General features: G+C 63.7%; 13 protein-coding genes. 8 read left to right on the plus strand and 5 right to left on the minus strand.

Annotated elements, in window-relative coordinates:
• The first annotated feature begins 363 nt into the window (after positions 1 to 363).
• From ssuE to ABEH27_RS10320, 6 genes are all read left to right on the plus strand, one after another.
• A complete protein-coding gene (gene ssuE, locus ABEH27_RS10295; protein WP_346613486.1) occupies positions 364 to 957 on the plus strand; it encodes an NADPH-dependent FMN reductase in 594 nt (197 codons plus the stop codon).
• A 95-nt stretch (positions 958 to 1,052) separates the two neighbouring features.
• Positions 1,053 to 2,018 (plus strand): sulfonate ABC transporter substrate-binding protein, encoded by a 966-nt coding sequence (locus ABEH27_RS10300; protein WP_346613487.1) that lies wholly within the window; start codon positions 1,053 to 1,055, stop codon positions 2,016 to 2,018.
• Positions 2,019 to 2,078: 60 nt separating this feature from the next.
• The gene (ssuD, locus tag ABEH27_RS10305; protein WP_346613488.1) at positions 2,079 to 3,227 is read left to right on the plus strand and encodes an FMNH2-dependent alkanesulfonate monooxygenase; all 1,149 of its coding nucleotides are present in this window, start codon (positions 2,079 to 2,081) and stop codon (positions 3,225 to 3,227) included.
• Between the two features lie 10 nt (positions 3,228 to 3,237).
• Entirely contained in the window at positions 3,238 to 4,035 is a 798-nt protein-coding gene (gene ssuC / locus ABEH27_RS10310; RefSeq protein ID WP_346613489.1) for an aliphatic sulfonate ABC transporter permease SsuC, read from the plus strand.
• Complete coding sequence (gene ssuB, locus ABEH27_RS10315) at positions 4,032 to 4,844, plus strand: aliphatic sulfonates ABC transporter ATP-binding protein (RefSeq protein WP_346613490.1); 813 nt, start codon at positions 4,032 to 4,034, stop codon at positions 4,842 to 4,844. Before ssuC ends, ssuB begins: the two co-directional genes overlap by 4 nt.
• A gap of 44 nt (positions 4,845 to 4,888) precedes the next feature.
• Positions 4,889 to 5,104: a molybdopterin-binding protein gene (locus ABEH27_RS10320; protein WP_008095172.1), complete on the plus strand. Its 216-nt coding sequence runs from the start codon at positions 4,889 to 4,891 to the stop codon at positions 5,102 to 5,104.
• Positions 5,105 to 5,176: 72 nt separating this feature from the next.
• Here ABEH27_RS10320 and ABEH27_RS10325 read toward each other — a convergent pair whose 3' ends face one another.
• From ABEH27_RS10325 to ABEH27_RS10345, 5 genes are all read right to left on the minus strand, one after another.
• The gene (locus ABEH27_RS10325) at positions 5,177 to 10,360 is read right to left on the minus strand and encodes a DUF6543 domain-containing protein (RefSeq protein ID WP_346613491.1); all 5,184 of its coding nucleotides are present in this window, start codon (positions 10,358 to 10,360) and stop codon (positions 5,177 to 5,179) included.
• A gap of 87 nt (positions 10,361 to 10,447) precedes the next feature.
• Complete coding sequence (locus ABEH27_RS10330; protein WP_346613492.1) at positions 10,448 to 11,083, minus strand: TetR/AcrR family transcriptional regulator; 636 nt, start codon at positions 11,081 to 11,083, stop codon at positions 10,448 to 10,450.
• Positions 11,083 to 12,660 (minus strand): glutamate--cysteine ligase, encoded by a 1,578-nt coding sequence (gene gshA, locus ABEH27_RS10335; protein WP_346613493.1) that lies wholly within the window; start codon positions 12,658 to 12,660, stop codon positions 11,083 to 11,085. The genes ABEH27_RS10330 and gshA overlap by 1 nt, the downstream gene beginning before the upstream one ends.
• A 154-nt stretch (positions 12,661 to 12,814) precedes the next feature.
• Positions 12,815 to 13,198, minus strand: coding sequence for a PaaI family thioesterase (locus ABEH27_RS10340; protein ID WP_346613494.1), 384 nt, complete (start codon positions 13,196 to 13,198; stop codon positions 12,815 to 12,817).
• Positions 13,198 to 15,522: a Tex family protein gene (locus ABEH27_RS10345; protein WP_346613495.1), complete on the minus strand. Its 2,325-nt coding sequence runs from the start codon at positions 15,520 to 15,522 to the stop codon at positions 13,198 to 13,200. Before ABEH27_RS10345 ends, ABEH27_RS10340 begins: the two co-directional genes overlap by 1 nt.
• Before the next feature lie 228 nt (positions 15,523 to 15,750).
• On the opposite strand from ABEH27_RS10345, the gene ompR reads away from it, so the two are divergent.
• Positions 15,751 to 16,491 (plus strand): two-component system response regulator OmpR, encoded by a 741-nt coding sequence (gene ompR / locus ABEH27_RS10350; RefSeq protein ID WP_346613496.1) that lies wholly within the window; start codon positions 15,751 to 15,753, stop codon positions 16,489 to 16,491.
• Positions 16,492 to 16,504: 13 nt separating this feature from the next.
• Positions 16,505 to 17,818, plus strand: coding sequence for an ATP-binding protein (locus ABEH27_RS10355; protein WP_346613497.1), 1,314 nt, complete (start codon positions 16,505 to 16,507; stop codon positions 17,816 to 17,818).
• Positions 17,819 to 17,826 lie beyond the last annotated feature (8 nt).

The following is a 17,826-nucleotide window of genomic DNA, read 5'->3' on the forward strand; positions in this document are numbered from 1 at the left end:
CATCTACAGTACGGGCTCGATGCCCTAGGAGCGGCTCCGCTTCAAGACCTTCCCTCGATGATCAGTCGAGAACTTTCGCCTCTTGGGAGGCGAAAGTCGAGATACAAGGAGCGGCTTCAGCCGCGAACACCGGCGAAGCCGGTGCCATCCACCGCAGCGCCTGCTTCGCGGCTGAAGCCGCCCGGCGCGCTCGCGGGCTGTGTTCTCTGCGCGTTCGCGCAGTACCTGTGGGAACGGGCTCACCCGCGAACAGGCCTTCACAGGTAAAGATAAAAATGGAATAAACAAATGAAAAAATATGATTTCTAGATATATATAGCAGCTGTTAATGTCACCTCCAACAGAACACAAGGAAGCGCTTCAATGCTGGTCGTCTCAATCGGTGGTAGCCCAAGTCAACGTTCACGCTCCGGCGTGCTGCTCGAGCGCTCGCGCCAGTGGCTGCAGGACCGTGGCGTCGAGGTGGTGACTTTCCAGGTACGAGACTTTCCTGCCGAGGACCTGCTGCATGCACGCTTCGACAGCCCGCAGGTGCAGCACTTCCAGCAACTGGTTGCCCAGGCCGATGGCCTGATCGTTGCCACCCCGGTGTACAAGGCGTCGTTCGCCGGTGCGCTGAAGACCTTGCTCGACCTGCTGCCCGAACGCGCCCTGGCTCACAAGATCGTGCTGCCAATCGCCACCGGCGGCAGCATCGCCCACATGCTGGCGGTGGATTACGCGTTAAAACCGGTGCTGTCGGCACTCAAGGCGCAAGAGACCCTGCAAGGGATCTTCGCCGACGACAGCCAGATCGCCTACGGAGAAGGCGCCAGGCCGGCACAGTTGGTACCCGCTCTGGAAGAGCGCCTGCAGGACTCGCTGGAAACGTTCCACGTAGCCCTGGCCCGCCGGCCGCGCCCCGTGGAACCCGGCGTACTCAACGAACGCCTGATCAGTGCCCGCTGGAGCATCTGAACCGGTAACAACGGCTTTATCGCGTCATCCACCTTACTCGCCCGTCAACGAGGCAAGCAGGTGCAACCCGAACCTCATTCGCACAGGAGAGCGCCATGCGCACAGTCTTCTTGCGTCGCGGTCTGGTCGCCCTGTTTGCGGCGGCTGTGTCCTTCGGCGCCATTACCCAAGCCCAGGCCGAAAGCCTGCGTATCGGTTATCAGAAATACGGCACCCTGGTGCTGCTCAAGGCCAAGGGCACGCTGGAGAAGCGCCTGGCCGAGCAGGGCATCCAGGTGCAGTGGACAGAATTCCCCGGTGGCCCGCAGCTGCTTGAAGGCCTGAACGTCGGCTCCATCGACTTTGGCGTTACCGGCGAGACCCCGCCGGTGTTCGCTCAGGCTGCTGGCGCCGACCTGCTCTATGTCGCCTACGAGCCGCCAGCGCCGCACAGCGAAGCGATCCTGGTGCCGAAGGGCTCGGCCATCCAGTCGGTGAAAGAACTCAAAGGCAAGAAAGTCGCCCTCAACAAAGGCTCGAACGTTCACTACCTGCTGGTCCGCGCCCTGGAAGACGCCGGCCTCAAGTACAGCGATATTCAGCCGGTCTACCTGCCCCCGTCCGATGCCCGCGCTGCCTTCGAGCGTGGCAGCGTCGATGCCTGGGTGATCTGGGACCCTTACCAGGCCGCCGCCGAACAGCAACTGCAGGCGCGCACCCTGCGTGACGGCAAGAACCTGGTCGACAACCACCAGTTCTACCTGGCCACCCGCAACTACGCGACGCAGCACCCGGCAGTGATCAACACCCTGATCGAAGAAGTGCGTGCCGTGGGCGAGTGGTCCCAGGCCAACCCGCAGCAAGTCACCGACCAGGTAGCGCCGCTGCTCGGCCTGCCTGCCGACATCACCCTCACCTCGGTCAAACGCCAAGGCTATGGTGCTGCGCCGTTGACCCCAGAGGTAGTGGCTGCACAGCAGAAAATCGCCGACACCTTCCAGGCGCTCAAGCTGATACCCAAGCCACTGAGCATCAAGGACGTGATCTGGACACCCCCGGCCAAGGTCGCTAGCGCGCCTTGATTGATTCGCCTGTGCCGGGGCACCGCCCCGGTTTGAGCCACCCTTGAGGAGACAACTCCAATGAGCCTTAATATTTTCTGGTTCCTGCCAACCCACGGTGACGGCAAGTACCTGGGCACTTCCGACGGCGCCCGTGCGGTCGACCACGGTTACCTGCAGCAGATCGCTCAGGCCGCCGACCGCCTCGGGTTTGGTGGGGTACTGATCCCTACCGGGCGTTCCTGCGAGGATTCCTGGCTGGTGGCAGCGTCGCTGATCCCCGTGACCCAGCATCTGAAATTCCTGGTGGCCCTGCGCCCAGGCATCATTTCGCCGACCGTGGCGGCCCGCCAGGCCGCTACCCTGGACCGTCTGTCAAACGGCCGTGCGCTGTTCAACCTGGTAACCGGTGGCGACCCGGACGAGCTGGCCGGTGACGGCCTGCACCTCAATCACCAGGAACGCTACGAAGCCTCGGTGGAGTTCACCCGTATCTGGCGCAAGGTGCTGGAAGGTGAAAACGTCGATTACGACGGCAAGCACATTCAGGTGAAGGGCGCCAAACTGCTCTACCCGCCGATCCAGCAGCCCCGTCCGCCACTGTATTTCGGCGGCTCGTCCGAAGCCGCTCAGGACCTGGCCGCCGAGCAGGTCGAGCTGTACCTGACCTGGGGTGAGCCACCCGCAGCCGTTGCCGAGAAGATCGCCCAGGTGCGCGAAAAAGCCGCCGCACAAGGGCGCGAAGTGCGCTTCGGTATCCGCCTGCACGTGATCGTGCGTGAAACCAACGAAGAAGCCTGGGCAGCCGCTGATCGCCTGATCTCGCACCTGGACGATGAGACCATCGCCCGTGCCCAGGCCTCGTTGGCGCGCTTCGACTCGGTGGGTCAGCAGCGCATGGCCGCCCTGCACGGCGGCAACCGTGACAACCTGGAAGTCAGCCCCAACCTGTGGGCGGGTGTCGGCCTGGTACGTGGCGGCGCCGGTACCGCGCTGGTCGGCGATGGCCCGACCGTCGCGGCACGGGTCAAGGAGTACGCGGACCTGGGCATCGATACCTTCATCTTCTCCGGTTACCCACACCTGGAAGAGTCCTACCGCGTCGCCGAACTGCTGTTCCCGCACCTCGACGTGCAGCGCCCGGAGCAACCGAAAACCGGTGGTTACGTGAGCCCGTTCGGCGAGATGGTGGCCAACGATATCCTGCCCAAGTCCGTGTCGCAGAGCTGAGGAGCGGGCCATGAGTCGTGCAACTTCCTCCACCCTGACCCAGCGCCTTGCGCCATGGGCGCTGCCGTTGCTGCTGCTGGCAGCCTGGCAGCTGGCGGTCAGCGCTGGCTGGCTGTCCACGCGCATCCTGCCGGCGCCTAGCGCAGTGGTGGCTGCCGGCGTCGAGCTGGTGCGCAGCGGCGAAATCTGGACCCACCTGGCCATCAGTGGCTGGCGTGCCGGCCTGGGCTTCGTGATCGGCGGCAGCATCGGCCTGGTGCTGGGCTTCATCACTGGCCTGTCGAACTGGGGCGAGCGCCTGCTCGACAGCTCGGTGCAGATGATCCGTAACGTGCCGCACCTGGCGCTGATCCCGCTGGTGATCCTGTGGTTCGGTATCGACGAGTCGGCGAAGATTTTCCTGGTTGCGCTGGGCACGTTGTTCCCGATCTACCTGAACACCTACCACGGCATTCGCAACGTCGACCCTGCCTTGGTGGAAATGGCGCGCAGCTATGGCCTGTCCGGGTTCGGCCTGTTCCGCCAGGTGATCCTGCCAGGTGCATTGCCCTCGATTCTGGTGGGCGTGCGCTTTGCCTTGGGCTTCATGTGGCTGACCTTGATCGTGGCAGAGACCATTTCGGCCAATGCCGGTATCGGTTACCTGGCGATGAATGCCCGTGAGTTCCTGCAAACCGATGTGGTGGTTCTGGCCATCGTTCTGTACGCCGTGCTGGGCAAGCTCGCCGACCTCGCCGCCCGCGGCCTGGAGCGCGTCTGGCTGCGCTGGCACCCGGCTTATCAAGTTGCCAGGAAGGAGGGCGCATGACCGTGCTCAAGGAACAACCGCCACGCCTGCTGCGTGGCATCCCTCTGGCATCCAATGGCCTGCGCAAGACCTTTGGCCAGCGTGAAGTGCTCAAGGGCATCGACCTGCACATCCCCGCCGGCCAGTTCGTCGCCATCGTTGGCCGCAGTGGCTGCGGCAAGAGCACCTTGCTGCGCTTGCTGGCTGGGCTCGACCAGCCCAGCGCCGGTGAACTGCTGGCAGGTGCTGCGCCATTGGTCGAAGCCCGCGAGGAAACGCGGCTGATGTTCCAGGACGCCCGGCTGCTGCCGTGGAAAAAGGTGATCGACAACGTCGGCCTGGGCCTGGCTGGCAACTGGCGCCCGCGTGCGCTGGATGCGTTGGAGGCGGTTGGCCTGGCTGACCGCGCCAATGAGTGGCCGGCGGCACTCTCCGGCGGCCAGAAGCAGCGCGTAGCGCTGGCCCGGGCACTGATCCACCAGCCACGCCTGTTGCTGCTCGATGAGCCACTGGGTGCCCTCGATGCGCTGACCCGGATCGAGATGCAGCAACTGATCGAACGCCTCTGGCGTCAGCACGGTTTCACCGTGTTGCTGGTCACCCACGACGTCAGCGAGGCGGTTGCCGTGGCTGACCGGGTGATCCTGATCGAAGACGGTGAGGTCGGGCTCGACCTCACTGTTGACCTGGCGCGGCCAAGGGCGCGTGGTTCGCACCGCCTGGCTGCGCTGGAAAGCGAAGTGCTCAACCGTGTTCTGTCGGTACCGGGTACTGCGCCCGAGCCGGACCCTGTAGCCCCTCTGCCCACGCAATTGCGTTGGGCGCACTGAAAAACTCACTTACCAGACTGAAGCCAAAGAGAAGGAATCAAGCCATGACTATCAAAGCGATCAACGTCCGCAACCAGTTCAAAGGCACCGTGAAAGAAATCCTCGAAGGCCCGGTACTGTCGGAAATCGACGTACAGACCGCCTCCGGTATCGTGACCTCGGTCATCACCACCCGCTCGGTCAAAGAGCTGGAGCTGCAAGTGGGCAGTGAAGTGATTGCGTTCGTCAAATCCACCGAAGTGTCCATCGCCAAGCTGTAATGGCCATGGCGGCGCTGGGCGACCCAGTCGCGGGCCTTGACCGCGATCGGGCCGCCAGGCGGCCCTTACCCTTTAGGGCTGAGCGGGCCGCAGTCCGCTAAAGAGGTTGTTGGCCTGGCTTTCCGTGAGGGCGCCGCGCCAGGCGCCTGCGCCCAGGTTGCGTTGCTCGGCAAGCTTGATGTGACCGGCCTCTAGTCGTGTAAAGCCTTGTGCTGGCCTGCGCTTGAAGTGGAAGTGCGCATACCAGAGAGGGCTGTTGGTGGCCGCATCGTCGATCCGGTATTCCTCCAGATACTCCAAAGCCTGCCCCTGCCTGTTCCTGGCCGGCTCCAGCACCCGTGACCAAACGATCCGCACCTCACCTTGGCTTTGCAGGTAATCCAGATGACCAGGCTCAGGGCGCTGCGTCGTTTTGACCTGATCGATGCGTAATTGCCTGCCCGCCCTGCGCATCTCATTGGCAGCGGTTCTCAGGCTACCGGGGAGCTGGCGCTGCGCCTCGGTCAATGCGTCCTCACCCCGGCGGACGATGCTCTGCGCCAGCTCCTCCAGCGTCGTGGCGTAACCATCGGCCAGGTCTTGCAGGCTGGCAGGCGTCATGTTCAACGCCTTGTACTGCTGGAGCTTGGCTTGCTGCGCAGCTACCTCAGCCAATCGCTTACTGGCGCTGGCCTCCAGCACCGTAAGATCGGCTGCCGGTGATGCGGGCTGCGCGGTGCTAGGTTGCCACCGGTTATCGGCGGTGCGGGCGAAGGTGAGGTGTGTTTCCTCGTTCAGCCTGTTGCCAAGTTGCATCTGCGGCTGGCCGTCCAGGGTGACTTCACGGCCTATCAACAGTTGCTGGTCCACGGTTTCGAACAGGCGGGGCCTGCTTGGCCCGCGGGAGGGGGTTGGCATTCGCCCGGTCGGCGCGGAGGCCTGGACCCCTGCCTCGGCTTCGGCGATCAGTTGGCTCATGGCCGCGTGCATTCGCTGTGTGCCCTGCGCCGTGATGTAGTCAGGGAAGTCGTCATGCCAACTGGTCATGTGGTTGTCAAAGCGCTGATAGCGGTCTTTGAGCTGACGGAGGAAGCGGTGTGTCTCGGCGCGGCTGAGGCCTGCGCTGGGTAGGTCGTGGTGGCTGAATAACGCGCTTCGCAGGTGGCTGATTTCCTGGTTTACCTGGCGCAGCATCAAGAGGAAATCGTAGCTTCGCTGGCTCGGCACCTTGACGATGCTGGCCACTTCGATGGAAAGCCGCACGGTCCGATACGCGTTCGGGTCCACTGGCATCTGCAGTTTTTCGAGTGATTGCTCGTAGACGGTGAGTTCGCTGCCGCGCAGTTTCTGCTTGACCCGGGGCACCCGATGGAATTGGTCTTCGAGCTTGCTGAGCGTATGGCAGAGACGGTCCTTCACTCGCTGTATCTGCCGCAGTTGCTCAAGCGCGTTGTCCGGGGACGCGTCCAGCGCCTGCTCAAGCTGCCTTGCCAGAATGAAGTCTTCATTCATTCGCAGCTTGAGCTGCTTGATCAGCGTGGGGTGCTGCCTGCCCAGGTTGAAGGCCAGCTGGTTGTGCATGCCTTGGTAAGCGCGGCCCAGCGCTGGCCTGATCCTGTGCAGCTTTTCCAGGCTTTGTTCATGAAATGTGACAAATGCCTCCAGTTCCTCGGCAGACTCCTGCAGCGCACGGTTGATAGTCGCCCGGGGCGCAGGGGTGCCTTGAGGCCCATTGGGGCCAACGCCGCGCGCGGTGTTCAAGGCCGAGATTTTTTTGATCAGCTGTGCTTGGTGGGCCTGAAGGCCATTGTTGATCTCCTGTACCACTTGCGTGGGCGAGGCCAGCTCAGGTTGGCGGCCAAGGTAGCCGCGCAGGTGCTGCCAGCCCTGCCGGTACAGCCTGCCCAGGTAGGCCCCGCCACCGGCCAGCCCGCCGTCGACGATACGCCCGCTCAGGCTACCGTGGGGCTGCCAGGTGCCCAACTCGTCGAGTTTTACAGGCTGCTTGTAGCTGCGTGCTGCGCCGCCTTTGAGGCGCCAGGTGCGATAGGTGGCGTCCCACTCGACTTGATAATACCGCCCCTGGCGGACGATGAAGTCGTCTCCGGTCTCGGCATGGCGGTAGACACCTTTGCCGTGGCCCTCGGCATGCTCGTGCCAGCGGCCCGGGGGCGCTTCGGTTTCATAGCCGCTGAAGGGGTCGGTGCGCCCCCGGCGTGTCACGGTGGTAGGTCGCAATCCGTCCAGGCGCTGGCGCACGTGGGTGCGCGTGCGTGCCAGCGCAGTGGATGAACTGGATAAAGCTGCGGCGGGCACCACATCGAAGAGCGCATCCACCAATGACAGGAACACGCTGTTCAAGTGCTCGACCCCCTCACCGGGGTCACCTCGCAGAAACGCCTCCACACTCGCGTTGGCGGCGTTCCAGCCATCGTACAGGGCAACTCCGGCACCTATCCCGGGCAGGAAGCCCAGCGCCAGCTTGATGTAGTCGTATACCCGGCCATGCCGGATCGCTTCGTTTTCCAGATACAGGTCGACCTGGCTGCGCGACGAGGCGCGGTGCTCGAAGATGAGCCGGCCCATCTGCAGGTTGGCCCGCACCTGGGCGATTGGCTCAGAACGGGCATTGCCTACGCCGATGAACCCAGTGAATGGTGGTTTGAGCAGCGCCTGATTGATATAGGACAGGCGCGCTTGTGGTTTGCCTTCCAGCGGGAGGTTGGCAAGGTAGGTGCGCATGGCCTCGTCGATGGCCATCTCCTCCAGCGCCTGGCATGCATGCGCGCTGTCTTCGTGCTGGGTGATGACTTTGCCGTTGGGTGCGTCTGGCAGCAACAACAGGCAGGGTCCGCTCAACGGTTTGAGCAGGAAAATGCCAGACAGCGTCTCGCGGTCGCTGCTACCGTCCGCAGCTACGCCGGGCCGCAGGTCGAGTGCGTGGTGCGCGATGGTGCGGGTAAGGGTGGGGTCCTGCTGTTCGCGGCAGAACAGCTCGAAGACATGCATGCCGTCTGCATCCAGGGTTCCGGGCCGGCTCATCAGCAGGATCTTCAACTGGTGCTCGAAGGGCGCGCGGAGCGTTTCCTGACGAAGTTGCGCTTGCCATTCGGATTCGCCCACAGTGCCCTTGAAGGTGTCGAGTATCTGCTGTTCGTAGGCGCCTGCCACATTCAGCGTCTTCACCAGATTGGCGATGTAGCTGTGGTTGAGCGTTTGCTGCAGGGCAGGCGTCGCCGTAGCGTCGTCGATCAGGATATTTGCGTTGGCAAGGCGCAAGGTCAGGTCGTCGTTCAATGCCCACAGCAGAAGTTGCTCGAGGGGCACGAGGCTGCGTTCTTTACTGAACGTAATGACCTCTTTGTAGGCATTGGCGACACCGGACTCCGGCAGCGGAATACGTTGCTTGCCGGTTCGGTCAGCGATGTCCAGAGTAATTCGGGGTACCGTTGTCAGATTGAGCGATTGGCGCAGGTGGCTGTTCATCAGGTTGCGTACGAACTGCCCGCGCTCAGGCAGGTCCATGGCCAGCAAACGGCTCGAAGCCAGCATGCTGGCGCGCAAGGCCTCGAACTGTGCCGCCAGTGCTTGGCGGTGGGACGCATCAAGGTGGCTCAGTGAATGCAACTGGGCATGCAGGTTTGCGGTGCGGTTACGCTCGGCCAAGCGTTCGAACGCTTGGGTTCTGGCGGCGTTGTTGCTTGCGCCCAGTTTCCATCGCAGTTGCAGCTGCGAGGCGGGCCCGGCCTGGGTCAGCAGGGCCAGGTGGGTTGAGGCCAGGTAATCGAAAACGTGGCTGGTGATGGGTTCGCTGATCAGGGCCGGCGTGTGCTCGCCGCTGTCGATCAGCGCAAGGAGCGCATCGATGTCCTGTGGCCAGGCGCTTTCCAGCAGCACTTCTGGCCAGGCGCCTTGCAATGTGTTGAGCAGCCGCTCGGTAAGCTGGGCTTGGTCTGTGTAGCAGGTCAGGCCACCGTCGTACCCAGGTTTGTAGAGCAGCACCGCAGTGTCTGCGTCTTCCACTGTGCCTTCGTGTATTGCCCTGAGCGTGATGAAGCCGGTCAGTGCCCAGGTGCGAGTTCCTACCCGTAGTTTCAGTGCACAGGGAACGACTTGTCGCGCAAGGCTTGGCTCGGGCCGCTCTACCAGTTGTCGAACCCATTGCAGGTGCGGCTCGCTCAGGTCGCCCAGGCATTGCTGGAATGCGGCTTCCAGCAGCAAGGTGTTGGCAAAGTGCTGGCTGAGGCGCTCGAACCTGCTGGCCTCACCGTCGGTTTGCCCCCAGGCTTCGCTAGTGGAATTTTCGGGCACTGCGCCCAGCAGCTGTTGCAGGTCATTGTCCAGTGCGTCCAGCTTCGCCTGGTGCGCCTGCAGTTCATCCAAGCGTGCAGAGCCGGGCCCAGAGTCGTCACCCAGATAGGCAGCCAGCAGTTGCTCCTGGCGGTCGATGCGCTGCTTGCGCCAGCCTAGCGGTAAGCGCTCGTCGAGCGAGTCGAAATGCACCTCGTCGTCCGCCAACGCTTCATCGGCACTGACCAGGGCTGCCAGTTCCTCGCTCAAGGCGTCAGGCAGCTCGACGTGCAATTGCATGCTCTGGCCGGCTGGCTGCGCGTGGTCCAGCACGCTGCTCAGCAGGCCGGCGACGCCATCACCCGCGAGCGCGATGACGGTAATGAACGAGCTGTCGCTGTCGCTGGCCAGCGCGGCGGGTGGGGAAGGCCACAGGCGGTCCCGATGCTCGTGGGCCCACTGCAGCAGGGCCGCTTCGCTGTGGAAGGCACGGACCGGATTGTGGGCGTCTGGCCGGTACAGCAGCCAGGGGTCGTCATTGCCCACGGGTGTGATCAACAGTGCAGTGGGGCATGCGCCTATTGGTACGCCCGGTTGATCCCAGTGCAGTTGCGCGTACTGGCTGTCGCTGCCCAGCTGGCCCAGGTTCCAGGCTTTGTCTGCGATTCGGTCCAACCCGTAGTTGAGTTCCAGCGCGCTCTGGAAATGCGCGTGCAGCTGTTTCTCGGCAAAAGCTCTGCGTGCTATCGACTGCCCGGGGATGCGTGCGTCCCAGTAGCTGGCGTGCCCGGTCGAAGCCAGCGACGGCGCCTGTTCGAACAGGCTGTTCAGTGCCTGGACCGCCTGGCGTCGTCGCAGGTCGGCCTCGCCCAGGGCATTGCCGCGCCCGGCGATTATCCAAGGGGTAGTTGGCAGGGGCAGGGGGGTGGGGAAGTCGTCCAGGTGAATGGGCGTCGTGTCGGCTGACGAGTCGAGCGATTGGGGCATGGTCGTGATCCACGTTGGGCTGAGTGCTGGAGAGGAGCGCCCATTTCAACGTTCGACCCAAGGCGAACTGCGTTAGATATTGCTTGTTCAGCCTGTGTGGCGTTTACCCAGGAACGGCGGCAGGTAGAGCCCCAGATAGGCTTCGAATACCCGCATGCCTTCCTCGGCCATGCGCGGGGTGATCTGTTCGTGCAGCTGTATCGAGCGGGCATACACCCGATCGCTCAGCTCCATGGCCAAGGCGAACACATCCACATCGGCCGGCATCGTCGGCAGCTGGAAATGCTGGTCGAACAGCCGGTGCATCAGCTCGCCCAGCTCCATGTCGTGCTGACGGTCAGCTTGCACCACTTCGCTCAGGCCATGCTGGGCAAGGATCAGTTGGCGCGCCGCGGCGTCCTCGTTGTAGATGTCGAGCATGCGCTGCTCGATCAGCCGTGACAGTTGGTGCCAGGTGCTGAACGCAGCGCTGTCGATGGGGGCACTGAGTGCTTCGCGAAAGGCCCGATGCACATCGGCGGTCAACGCTTCGAGCAATGCTGGCACGCTGGCGAAGAAGTGGTACACCGACGAAGGCGGGATCTGCGCCCGCTCAGCCACGCTGTAGATAGACAACGCCGCCACCCCTTGCTCGGCCAACAACTCGCGCGCTGCCGCCAGGATCGCTTCGATCCTGGCCTGGCTGCTGGCGCGGGGCTTGCGCGGGGAGGCGGTGCGGCTCATCAGTTGCTGATCGCCAGGATGCTGGCCTGGTAGGCGCCGACGAACAGGTCGAAGTCGCCGACTTCTTGCTGCTCGAGGCGCGACTGTTCGGCCAGCGAGTTGCGCGCGAGGGTTTCGAAGGCCTGTTGGCGCTCGGCGGGCAGTGGCTGCTCACGGAAGGTCTCGGCGTGGTTCTGGCTTTGGCGCAGGGAGAACTCGATGAAGCTTTCGTCGTGCTCGGCCATGCGTGCCAGCACCTGGGCCGATGGCGTCAGCGAGGCGTCATCGACCTTGGCCTGCTGCGCTTCCAGGGCCTTGGCGTGTTCGTCACCCCCTTGCGCAAGGTCGAGCAACTCTGCCAGTTGGCCGATGCGGCCGAGCAACTCGGTGGCCCACACTTTCAGCTCGATCGGCTGGCCGTTACGGTGCAGTTCCAGGCCAGGGCGACGGCCTTCCTTGACCACGGTCAGGAAGTTGTCGGTGCACTGGCCGCATTCGCCGTTGTCCAGTTGCGGGCTGTCGTCCAGCGCGCAGAGCAGCAGGAACGCATCGAGGAAGCGCGCTTCGGTCAGGTCGATGCCCACCGGCAGGAACGGGTTGATGTCCAGGCAGCGCACCTCGACATACTGCACGCCGCGCGAGGTCAGGGCCTGGATCGGCCGCTCGCCGGTGTAGGTGACGCGCTTGGGGCGGATGTTCGAGTAGTACTCGTTTTCGATCTGCAGAATGTTGGTGTTCAGTTGCACCCATTCGCCATCCACGTGCGTGCCGACTTCAACATAGGGCGGGTAGGGCGTGCCAACGGCCTTGCGCAGGCTGTCGGTATAGCTGGCCAGGTTGTTGTAGCAGGGCGTGAGGCCGGCCTGGGCGTTGCTCTGGTAACCCAGGTCACTCATGCGCAGGCTGGTGGCGTACGGCAGGTACAGGGTGTCGGCGTCCAGTTCTTCGAGCTGGTGCGGGCGGCCCCGCAGGAAGCCCTTGTCCAGCGCCGGCGAGGCACCGAACAGGTACATCAGCAGCCAGCTGTAACGGCGGAAGTTGCGGATCAGGGCAATGTAGGCCGAAGACTGGAAGTCGCGGTCGTCTTCAGTGCTGCCTTCGGCTTCGCGCAGCAGTGGCCACAGTGCCTCTGGCAACGAGAAGTTGTAGTGGATACCGGCGATGCACTGCATGGTGCGGCCGTAACGCAGGGCCAGGCCCTTGCGGTAGACGTGCTTGAGCTTGCCGATGTTCGAGGTGCCGTATTCGGCGATCGGAATATCTTCCTCGGCCGGCAGCGTGCACGGCATCGACGGGCTCCACAGGTATTCGTCGCCCAGCTTGCTGTAGACGAAACGGTGGGTCTGCTCGAGGCTTTCGAGCACCTTGGCCGGGTCGGGCAAGGCTGGGGTGATGAACTCCAGCAGCGACTCGGAATAGTCGGTAGTGATCTGCTCGTTGGTCAGCGCCGAACCCAAGGCCTCAGGATGCGGGGTCTGGGCCAGGCGACCTTCATGGGTCACGCGCAGGCATTCGCGCTCAATACCGTGCAGGCACTGCTTGAGCAGGGGGAGATTGGCGCCGAGCAGGCTCAGGCGGCGGTTGAGGAGGTCGCTCAAGATGGATTCCTTCACGCATCAGTCGCCCCAATATGGGGGTAGAGTTGACGGTCTACAAGGGTAGGAAGAAAGGAACTGGCGTTGTCGCCTGGTTTACGCGGTTTCGGCAGTGCCAGCGCACTGCCGAAAAATACCGCAGATACCGCTTGGTGAGCTAGAGAACGGCGAAGGTTCCCTGCGCTTTTGCCACCAGCTTGTCGCCTTGGACTACGTCGGCGTCGACCACCAGAGTGCGGCGCCCGGCATGCAGCACGCGGGCCGTGCACACGACCTCGCCGTCACTGACGGCGCGCATGTAGTTGATCTTGCATTCGATGGTCACGCTCTGCTGGTCGAAGCCATGGCTGGCCGAGCAGGCCAAGCCCATGGCGATGTCCACCAGGCTGAAGATGGCCCCACCGTGCAGCTTCTGGCCGCGGTTGCGCAGGTGTGGCTCGAGCGCCAGGGCAACCTCGGCAACGCCTGTGTCCAGGCGTTGCACGCGGCAGCCGAGGAGCTGGCTGTAGGCGCTTTGCACCAGCTCTTGGGGGATTTCCATCACTTCTTCTTCAGCTGTTTGGCGTTGGCGAACAGCGAAGCCATGGCATTGTTGGCTGGGGCGGCGGTCGCGGTTTCACGCTGGCGCGGCGCCTGCTGCTGGCGGTTGCCGCCGTTGCCGCGGTTGCCGCCACGGTTGCCTTCGACCTTCTCGCCCGGGGTGTCGCTCATGCGCATGGACAGGCCCACGCGTTTGCGCGGGATGTCCACTTCCATGACCTTGACCTTGACCACGTCACCGGCCTTGACCGCTTCGCGCGGGTCTTTGATGAACTTCTCCGACAGCGCCGAGATGTGCACCAGGCCGTCCTGGTGTACGCCGATGTCGACGAAGGCACCGAAGTTGGTGACGTTGGTGACCACGCCTTCGAGGATCATGCCGGGCTCCAGGTCCTTGAGGTCTTCGACGCCGTCCTGGAAGGTAGCGGTCTTGAACTCGGGGCGAGGGTCGCGGCCAGGTTTGTCCAGCTCTTGCAGAATGTCGGTGACGGTCGGCAGGCCGAAGCTCTCGTCGGTGAATTTCTTCGGGTCGAGGCGTTTGAGGAAGGCACTGTCGCCGATCAGCGAACGGATATCGCGGTCGGTGTCGGCCGCAATGCGCTGCACCAGCGGGTAAGCCTCAGGGTGAACGGCCGAGGCGTCCAGCGGGTTGTCGCCGTTCATCACGCGCAGGAAGCCTGCGGCCTGTTCGAAGGTTTTCTCGCCCAGGCGGCTGACTTTCTTCAGCGCTGCGCGGGTGGCGAACGGGCCGTTGGCGTCGCGGTGGGCGACGATGTTCTGCGCCAGGGTCGCGTTGAGGCCGGAGATGCGGGTCAGCAGCGCCACGGAAGCGGTGTTGACGTCGACGCCCACGGCGTTCACGCAGTCCTCGACCACGGCGTCGAGGCCGCGCGCCAGCTTGAGCTGGGACACGTCATGCTGGTACTGGCCGACACCGATGGATTTCGGGTCGATCTTCACCAGTTCGGCCAGCGGGTCCTGCAGGCGGCGGGCAATCGACACGGCGCCACGGATCGACACGTCCAGGTCGGGGAATTCCCGGGCCGCCAGTTCCGATGCGGAGTACACCGAAGCACCGGCTTCGGAGACCATGATCTTGGTGATCTTCAGTGCTGGGTATTTTTTAACCAATTCGGCGATCAGCTTGTCGCTTTCACGGCTGGCGGTGCCGTTGCCGATGGCGATCAGCTCGACCGAATGCTTGGCACACAGGGCGGCGAGGACCGAGAGGGTGCGGTCCCAGTCGTTGCGTGGGGCGTGCGGGTACACCGTGGCCGTGTCCAGCAGCTTGCCGGTGGCATCCACCACCGCCACCTTGCAGCCGGTACGCAGGCCCGGGTCGAAGCCCAGGGTGGCACGCGGGCCGGCCGGGGCGGCCAGCAGCAAGTCGTGCAGGTTGTGGGCGAAGACGTTGATCGCCTCGCCTTCGGCGTTGTCACGCAGCTCGCCGAACAGGTCGGTTTCGAGGTGGGTGTACAGCTTGACCTTCCAGGTCCAGCGCACCACTTCGCCCAGCCACTTGTCAGCCGGGCGGTTGCGGTTTTCCACGCCGAAGTGGCCGGCGATCATCACTTCGCACGGGTGCAGGGTGCCCGGCAGCTCTTCGCCGACCTTCAGCGATGCGCTCAGCACGCCTTCGTTGCGGCCACGGAAGATCGCCAGGGCGCGGTGCGACGGGCAGTTGCGCAGCAGTTCGTCGTGGGCGAAGTAATCGCGGAACTTCGCGCCTTCTTCTTCCTTGCCGGCTACTAAGCGGGCGCTGAGCACTGCTTCCTGCTTGAGGAAGTTGCGCAGCTTGTCGAGCAGGGCGGCGTCTTCGGCGAAGCGCTCCATGAGGATGTACTTGGCACCTTCCAGCGCTGCCTTGACGTCGGCCACGCCTTTTTCGGCGTCGACGAACCGCGCGGCTTCGCTTTCCGGGGTGAGTTGCGGGTCGTTGAACAAGCCATCGGCCAGCTCGCCGAGGCCGGCTTCCAGGGCAATCTGGCCCTTGGTACGGCGCTTCTGCTTGTACGGCAGGTAGAGGTCTTCGAGGCGGGTCTTGGTATCGGCCAGCTTGATCTCGCGGGCCAGCTCCGGGGTCAGTTTGCCCTGTTCCTCGATGCTGGACAGGATGCTGGCGCGGCGCTCATCGAGTTCGCGCAGGTAGCGCAGGCGCTCTTCCAGGTGGCGCAGCTGGGTGTCGTCCAGGCTGCCGGTCACTTCCTTGCGGTAACGGGCGATGAAGGGCACGGTCGAGCCTTCGTCCAACAGGCCCACGGCCGCCTCGACCTGCTGCGGGCGTACGCCCAGTTCCTCGGCGATACGGCTGTTGATGCTGTCCATGTAAACCACCTGACATTTGTGAATACGGGGGCTGCAAGGCGCGTGTTTCGCCCGGCGGCGCTGGATGAAAGCCGCGCATTATACCCATCGAGGACGGCTTGCGGTGATGGCGCCAGGCCAGTTGAGCAGGCCGGGAACTGGCGCCGGGGGAAAAATCTGCTAACAATGCTCACGGCACGCGTGGCAATGGCTACGCCATAATGCGCGGCGATATCAGAGGAGTTATTCATGACCGGCACCCCAAACAACGCTGAAGGTGACAAGATTCTCATCGTCGACGACGATCCGGGGCTCAGCAGCCTGCTGGAACGTTTCTTCACCAGCAAGGGGTACCGTGCCCGTGCGGTGCCCAATACCGAACAGATGGACCGCCTGCTGCAGCGCGAAGTGTTCAACCTGGTGGTGCTCGACCTGATGCTGCCGGGTGAAGATGGCCTGTCCGCGTGCAAGCGCCTCCGCCAGTCGAACAACCAGATCCCGATCATCATGCTCACCGCCAAGGGCGACGAACTCAGCCGCATCAAGGGGCTGGAGCTGGGCGCTGACGATTACCTGGGCAAACCGTTCAACCCGGACGAGCTGATGGCGCGGGTCAAGGCCGTGCTGCGCCGGCAGGCACCGAGCGTGCCGGGCGCCCCGGGCAGCGAGGACGAGTCGGTCACCTTCGGCGATTACGAGCTGTCGCTGGCTACCCGCGAGCTCAAGCGCGGTGAAGAAGTGCACATGCTGACCACCGGTGAGTTCGCCGTGCTCAAGGCGCTGGTCATGCACGCGCGCGAACCGCTCACCCGCGACAAGCTGATGAACCTGGCCCGTGGCCGTGAGTGGGATGCCTTGGAGCGCTCCATCGACGTACAGATTTCGCGCCTGCGCCGCATGATCGAACCGGACCCTTCCAAGCCACGGTATATCCAGACTGTGTGGGGCGTAGGTTACGTCTTCGTGCCGGACGGAAACGCCGGAAAATGAACCCACACCGTCGATGAAAACGCCGCTCTGGTTCCCGCAAAGCTTCTTCGCCCGCACGTTGTGGCTGGTGCTGATCGTCGTGCTGTTCTCCAAGGCGTTGACCCTGGTCTACCTGCTGATGAACGAGGACGTATTGGTCGATCGGCAGTACAGCCACGGTGTAGCGCTGACGCTGCGTGCCTATTGGGCAGCCGATGAGGAAAACCGCGACAAGATTGCCGAAGCCGCAGGCCTGATCCGCGTGACCGGTTCTGGTGTGCCGGAAGGCGAGCAGCACTGGCCTTACAGCGAAATCTATCAGCGGCAGATGCAGGCCGAGCTGGGTGAAGACACCGAGGTGCGCTTGCGCATCCATGCGCCGCCGGCGTTGTGGGTCAACGCGCCAAGCCTGGGCCCAGGTTGGCTGAAAGTCCCTTTGTACCCGCACCCGCTGCGTGGCCAGAAGATCTGGAACGTGCTTGGCTGGTTCCTGGCCATCGGCCTGCTGTCGACCGCCTCGGCGTGGATCTTCGTGCGCCAGCTCAACCAGCCGCTCAAGCGCCTGGTGTTCGCTGCCCGCCAGTTGGGCCAGGGGCGCAGCGTGCGGCTGCCGATCAGTGATACGCCGAGCGAAATGGCCGAGGTGTACCGTGCCTTCAACCAGATGGCCGAGGATGTCGAGCAGGCCGGGCGTGAGCGCGAGCTGATGCTGGCCGGTGTGTCCCATGACCTGCGTACGCCGCTGACACGCCTGCGCCTGTCCTTGTCATTGCTCGACAGCGACAACGAGCTGAGCGATGACATGGTCCGCGATATCGAGGACATGGACGCCATTCTCGACCAGTTCCTGGCCTTCATCCGCGATGGCCGCGATGAACCGGTGGAGGAGGTCGACCTGGCCGACCTGGTGCGCGAGGTCGTGGCGCCCTACAACCAGCCAGAGGAGCGGGTACGCCTGTGCCTCGAGCCGATCCCCCCGTTCCCGCTGCGTCGGGTATCGCTCAAGCGCATGCTGGGTAACCTGATCGGCAATGCCCTGCACCACGCTGGCAAAGGGGTCGAGGTGGCCGCCTATGTTTCGGGCGACGAGAGCGCGCCTTATGTGGTGCTCAGTGTGCTTGACCGGGGTGCCGGTATCGACGAGTCGGAGCTGGAGACCATCTTCAACCCGTTCATCCGCGGTGACCGTGCCCGGGGCGGCAAGGGCACCGGGCTGGGCTTGGCGATCGTGAAACGGATCGCGGCGCAGCATGGTGGCAATGTGGAGTTGCGCAACCGCTCCGGCGGCGGGATCGAAGCGCGGGTAAGGTTGCCATTGGGGCTTTTGCTGCCGCGCAATGCTGTGTGATCTGCTCC

Origin of the sequence: Pseudomonas sp. P39-UII1 (assembly GCF_039672635.1) — a bacterium.
Taxonomy (GTDB): Bacteria; Pseudomonadota; Gammaproteobacteria; order Pseudomonadales; family Pseudomonadaceae; genus Aquipseudomonas.

Bases quoted from the DNA above. Each gene is read 5' to 3' on its own strand.
- ssuE (WP_346613486.1), top strand. From the start codon at position 364: ATGCTGGTCGTCTCAATCGGTGGTAGCCCAAGTCAACGTTCACGCTCC.
- ABEH27_RS10300 (WP_346613487.1), top strand. From the start codon at position 1,053: ATGCGCACAGTCTTCTTGCGTCGCGGTCTGGTCGCCCTGTTTGCGGCG.
- ssuD (WP_346613488.1), top strand. From the start codon at position 2,079: ATGAGCCTTAATATTTTCTGGTTCCTGCCAACCCACGGTGACGGCAAG.
- ssuC (WP_346613489.1), top strand. From the start codon at position 3,238: ATGAGTCGTGCAACTTCCTCCACCCTGACCCAGCGCCTTGCGCCATGG.
- ssuB (WP_346613490.1), top strand. From the start codon at position 4,032: ATGACCGTGCTCAAGGAACAACCGCCACGCCTGCTGCGTGGCATCCCT.
- ABEH27_RS10320 (WP_008095172.1), top strand. From the start codon at position 4,889: ATGACTATCAAAGCGATCAACGTCCGCAACCAGTTCAAAGGCACCGTG.
- ABEH27_RS10325 (WP_346613491.1), bottom strand. From the start codon at position 10,360: ATGCCCCAATCGCTCGACTCGTCAGCCGACACGACGCCCATTCACCTG.
- ABEH27_RS10330 (WP_346613492.1), bottom strand. From the start codon at position 11,083: ATGAGCCGCACCGCCTCCCCGCGCAAGCCCCGCGCCAGCAGCCAGGCC.
- ABEH27_RS10340 (WP_346613494.1), bottom strand. From the start codon at position 13,198: ATGGAAATCCCCCAAGAGCTGGTGCAAAGCGCCTACAGCCAGCTCCTC.
- ABEH27_RS10345 (WP_346613495.1), bottom strand. From the start codon at position 15,522: ATGGACAGCATCAACAGCCGTATCGCCGAGGAACTGGGCGTACGCCCG.
- ompR (WP_346613496.1), top strand. From the start codon at position 15,751: ATGACCGGCACCCCAAACAACGCTGAAGGTGACAAGATTCTCATCGTC.
- ABEH27_RS10355 (WP_346613497.1), top strand. From the start codon at position 16,505: ATGAAAACGCCGCTCTGGTTCCCGCAAAGCTTCTTCGCCCGCACGTTG.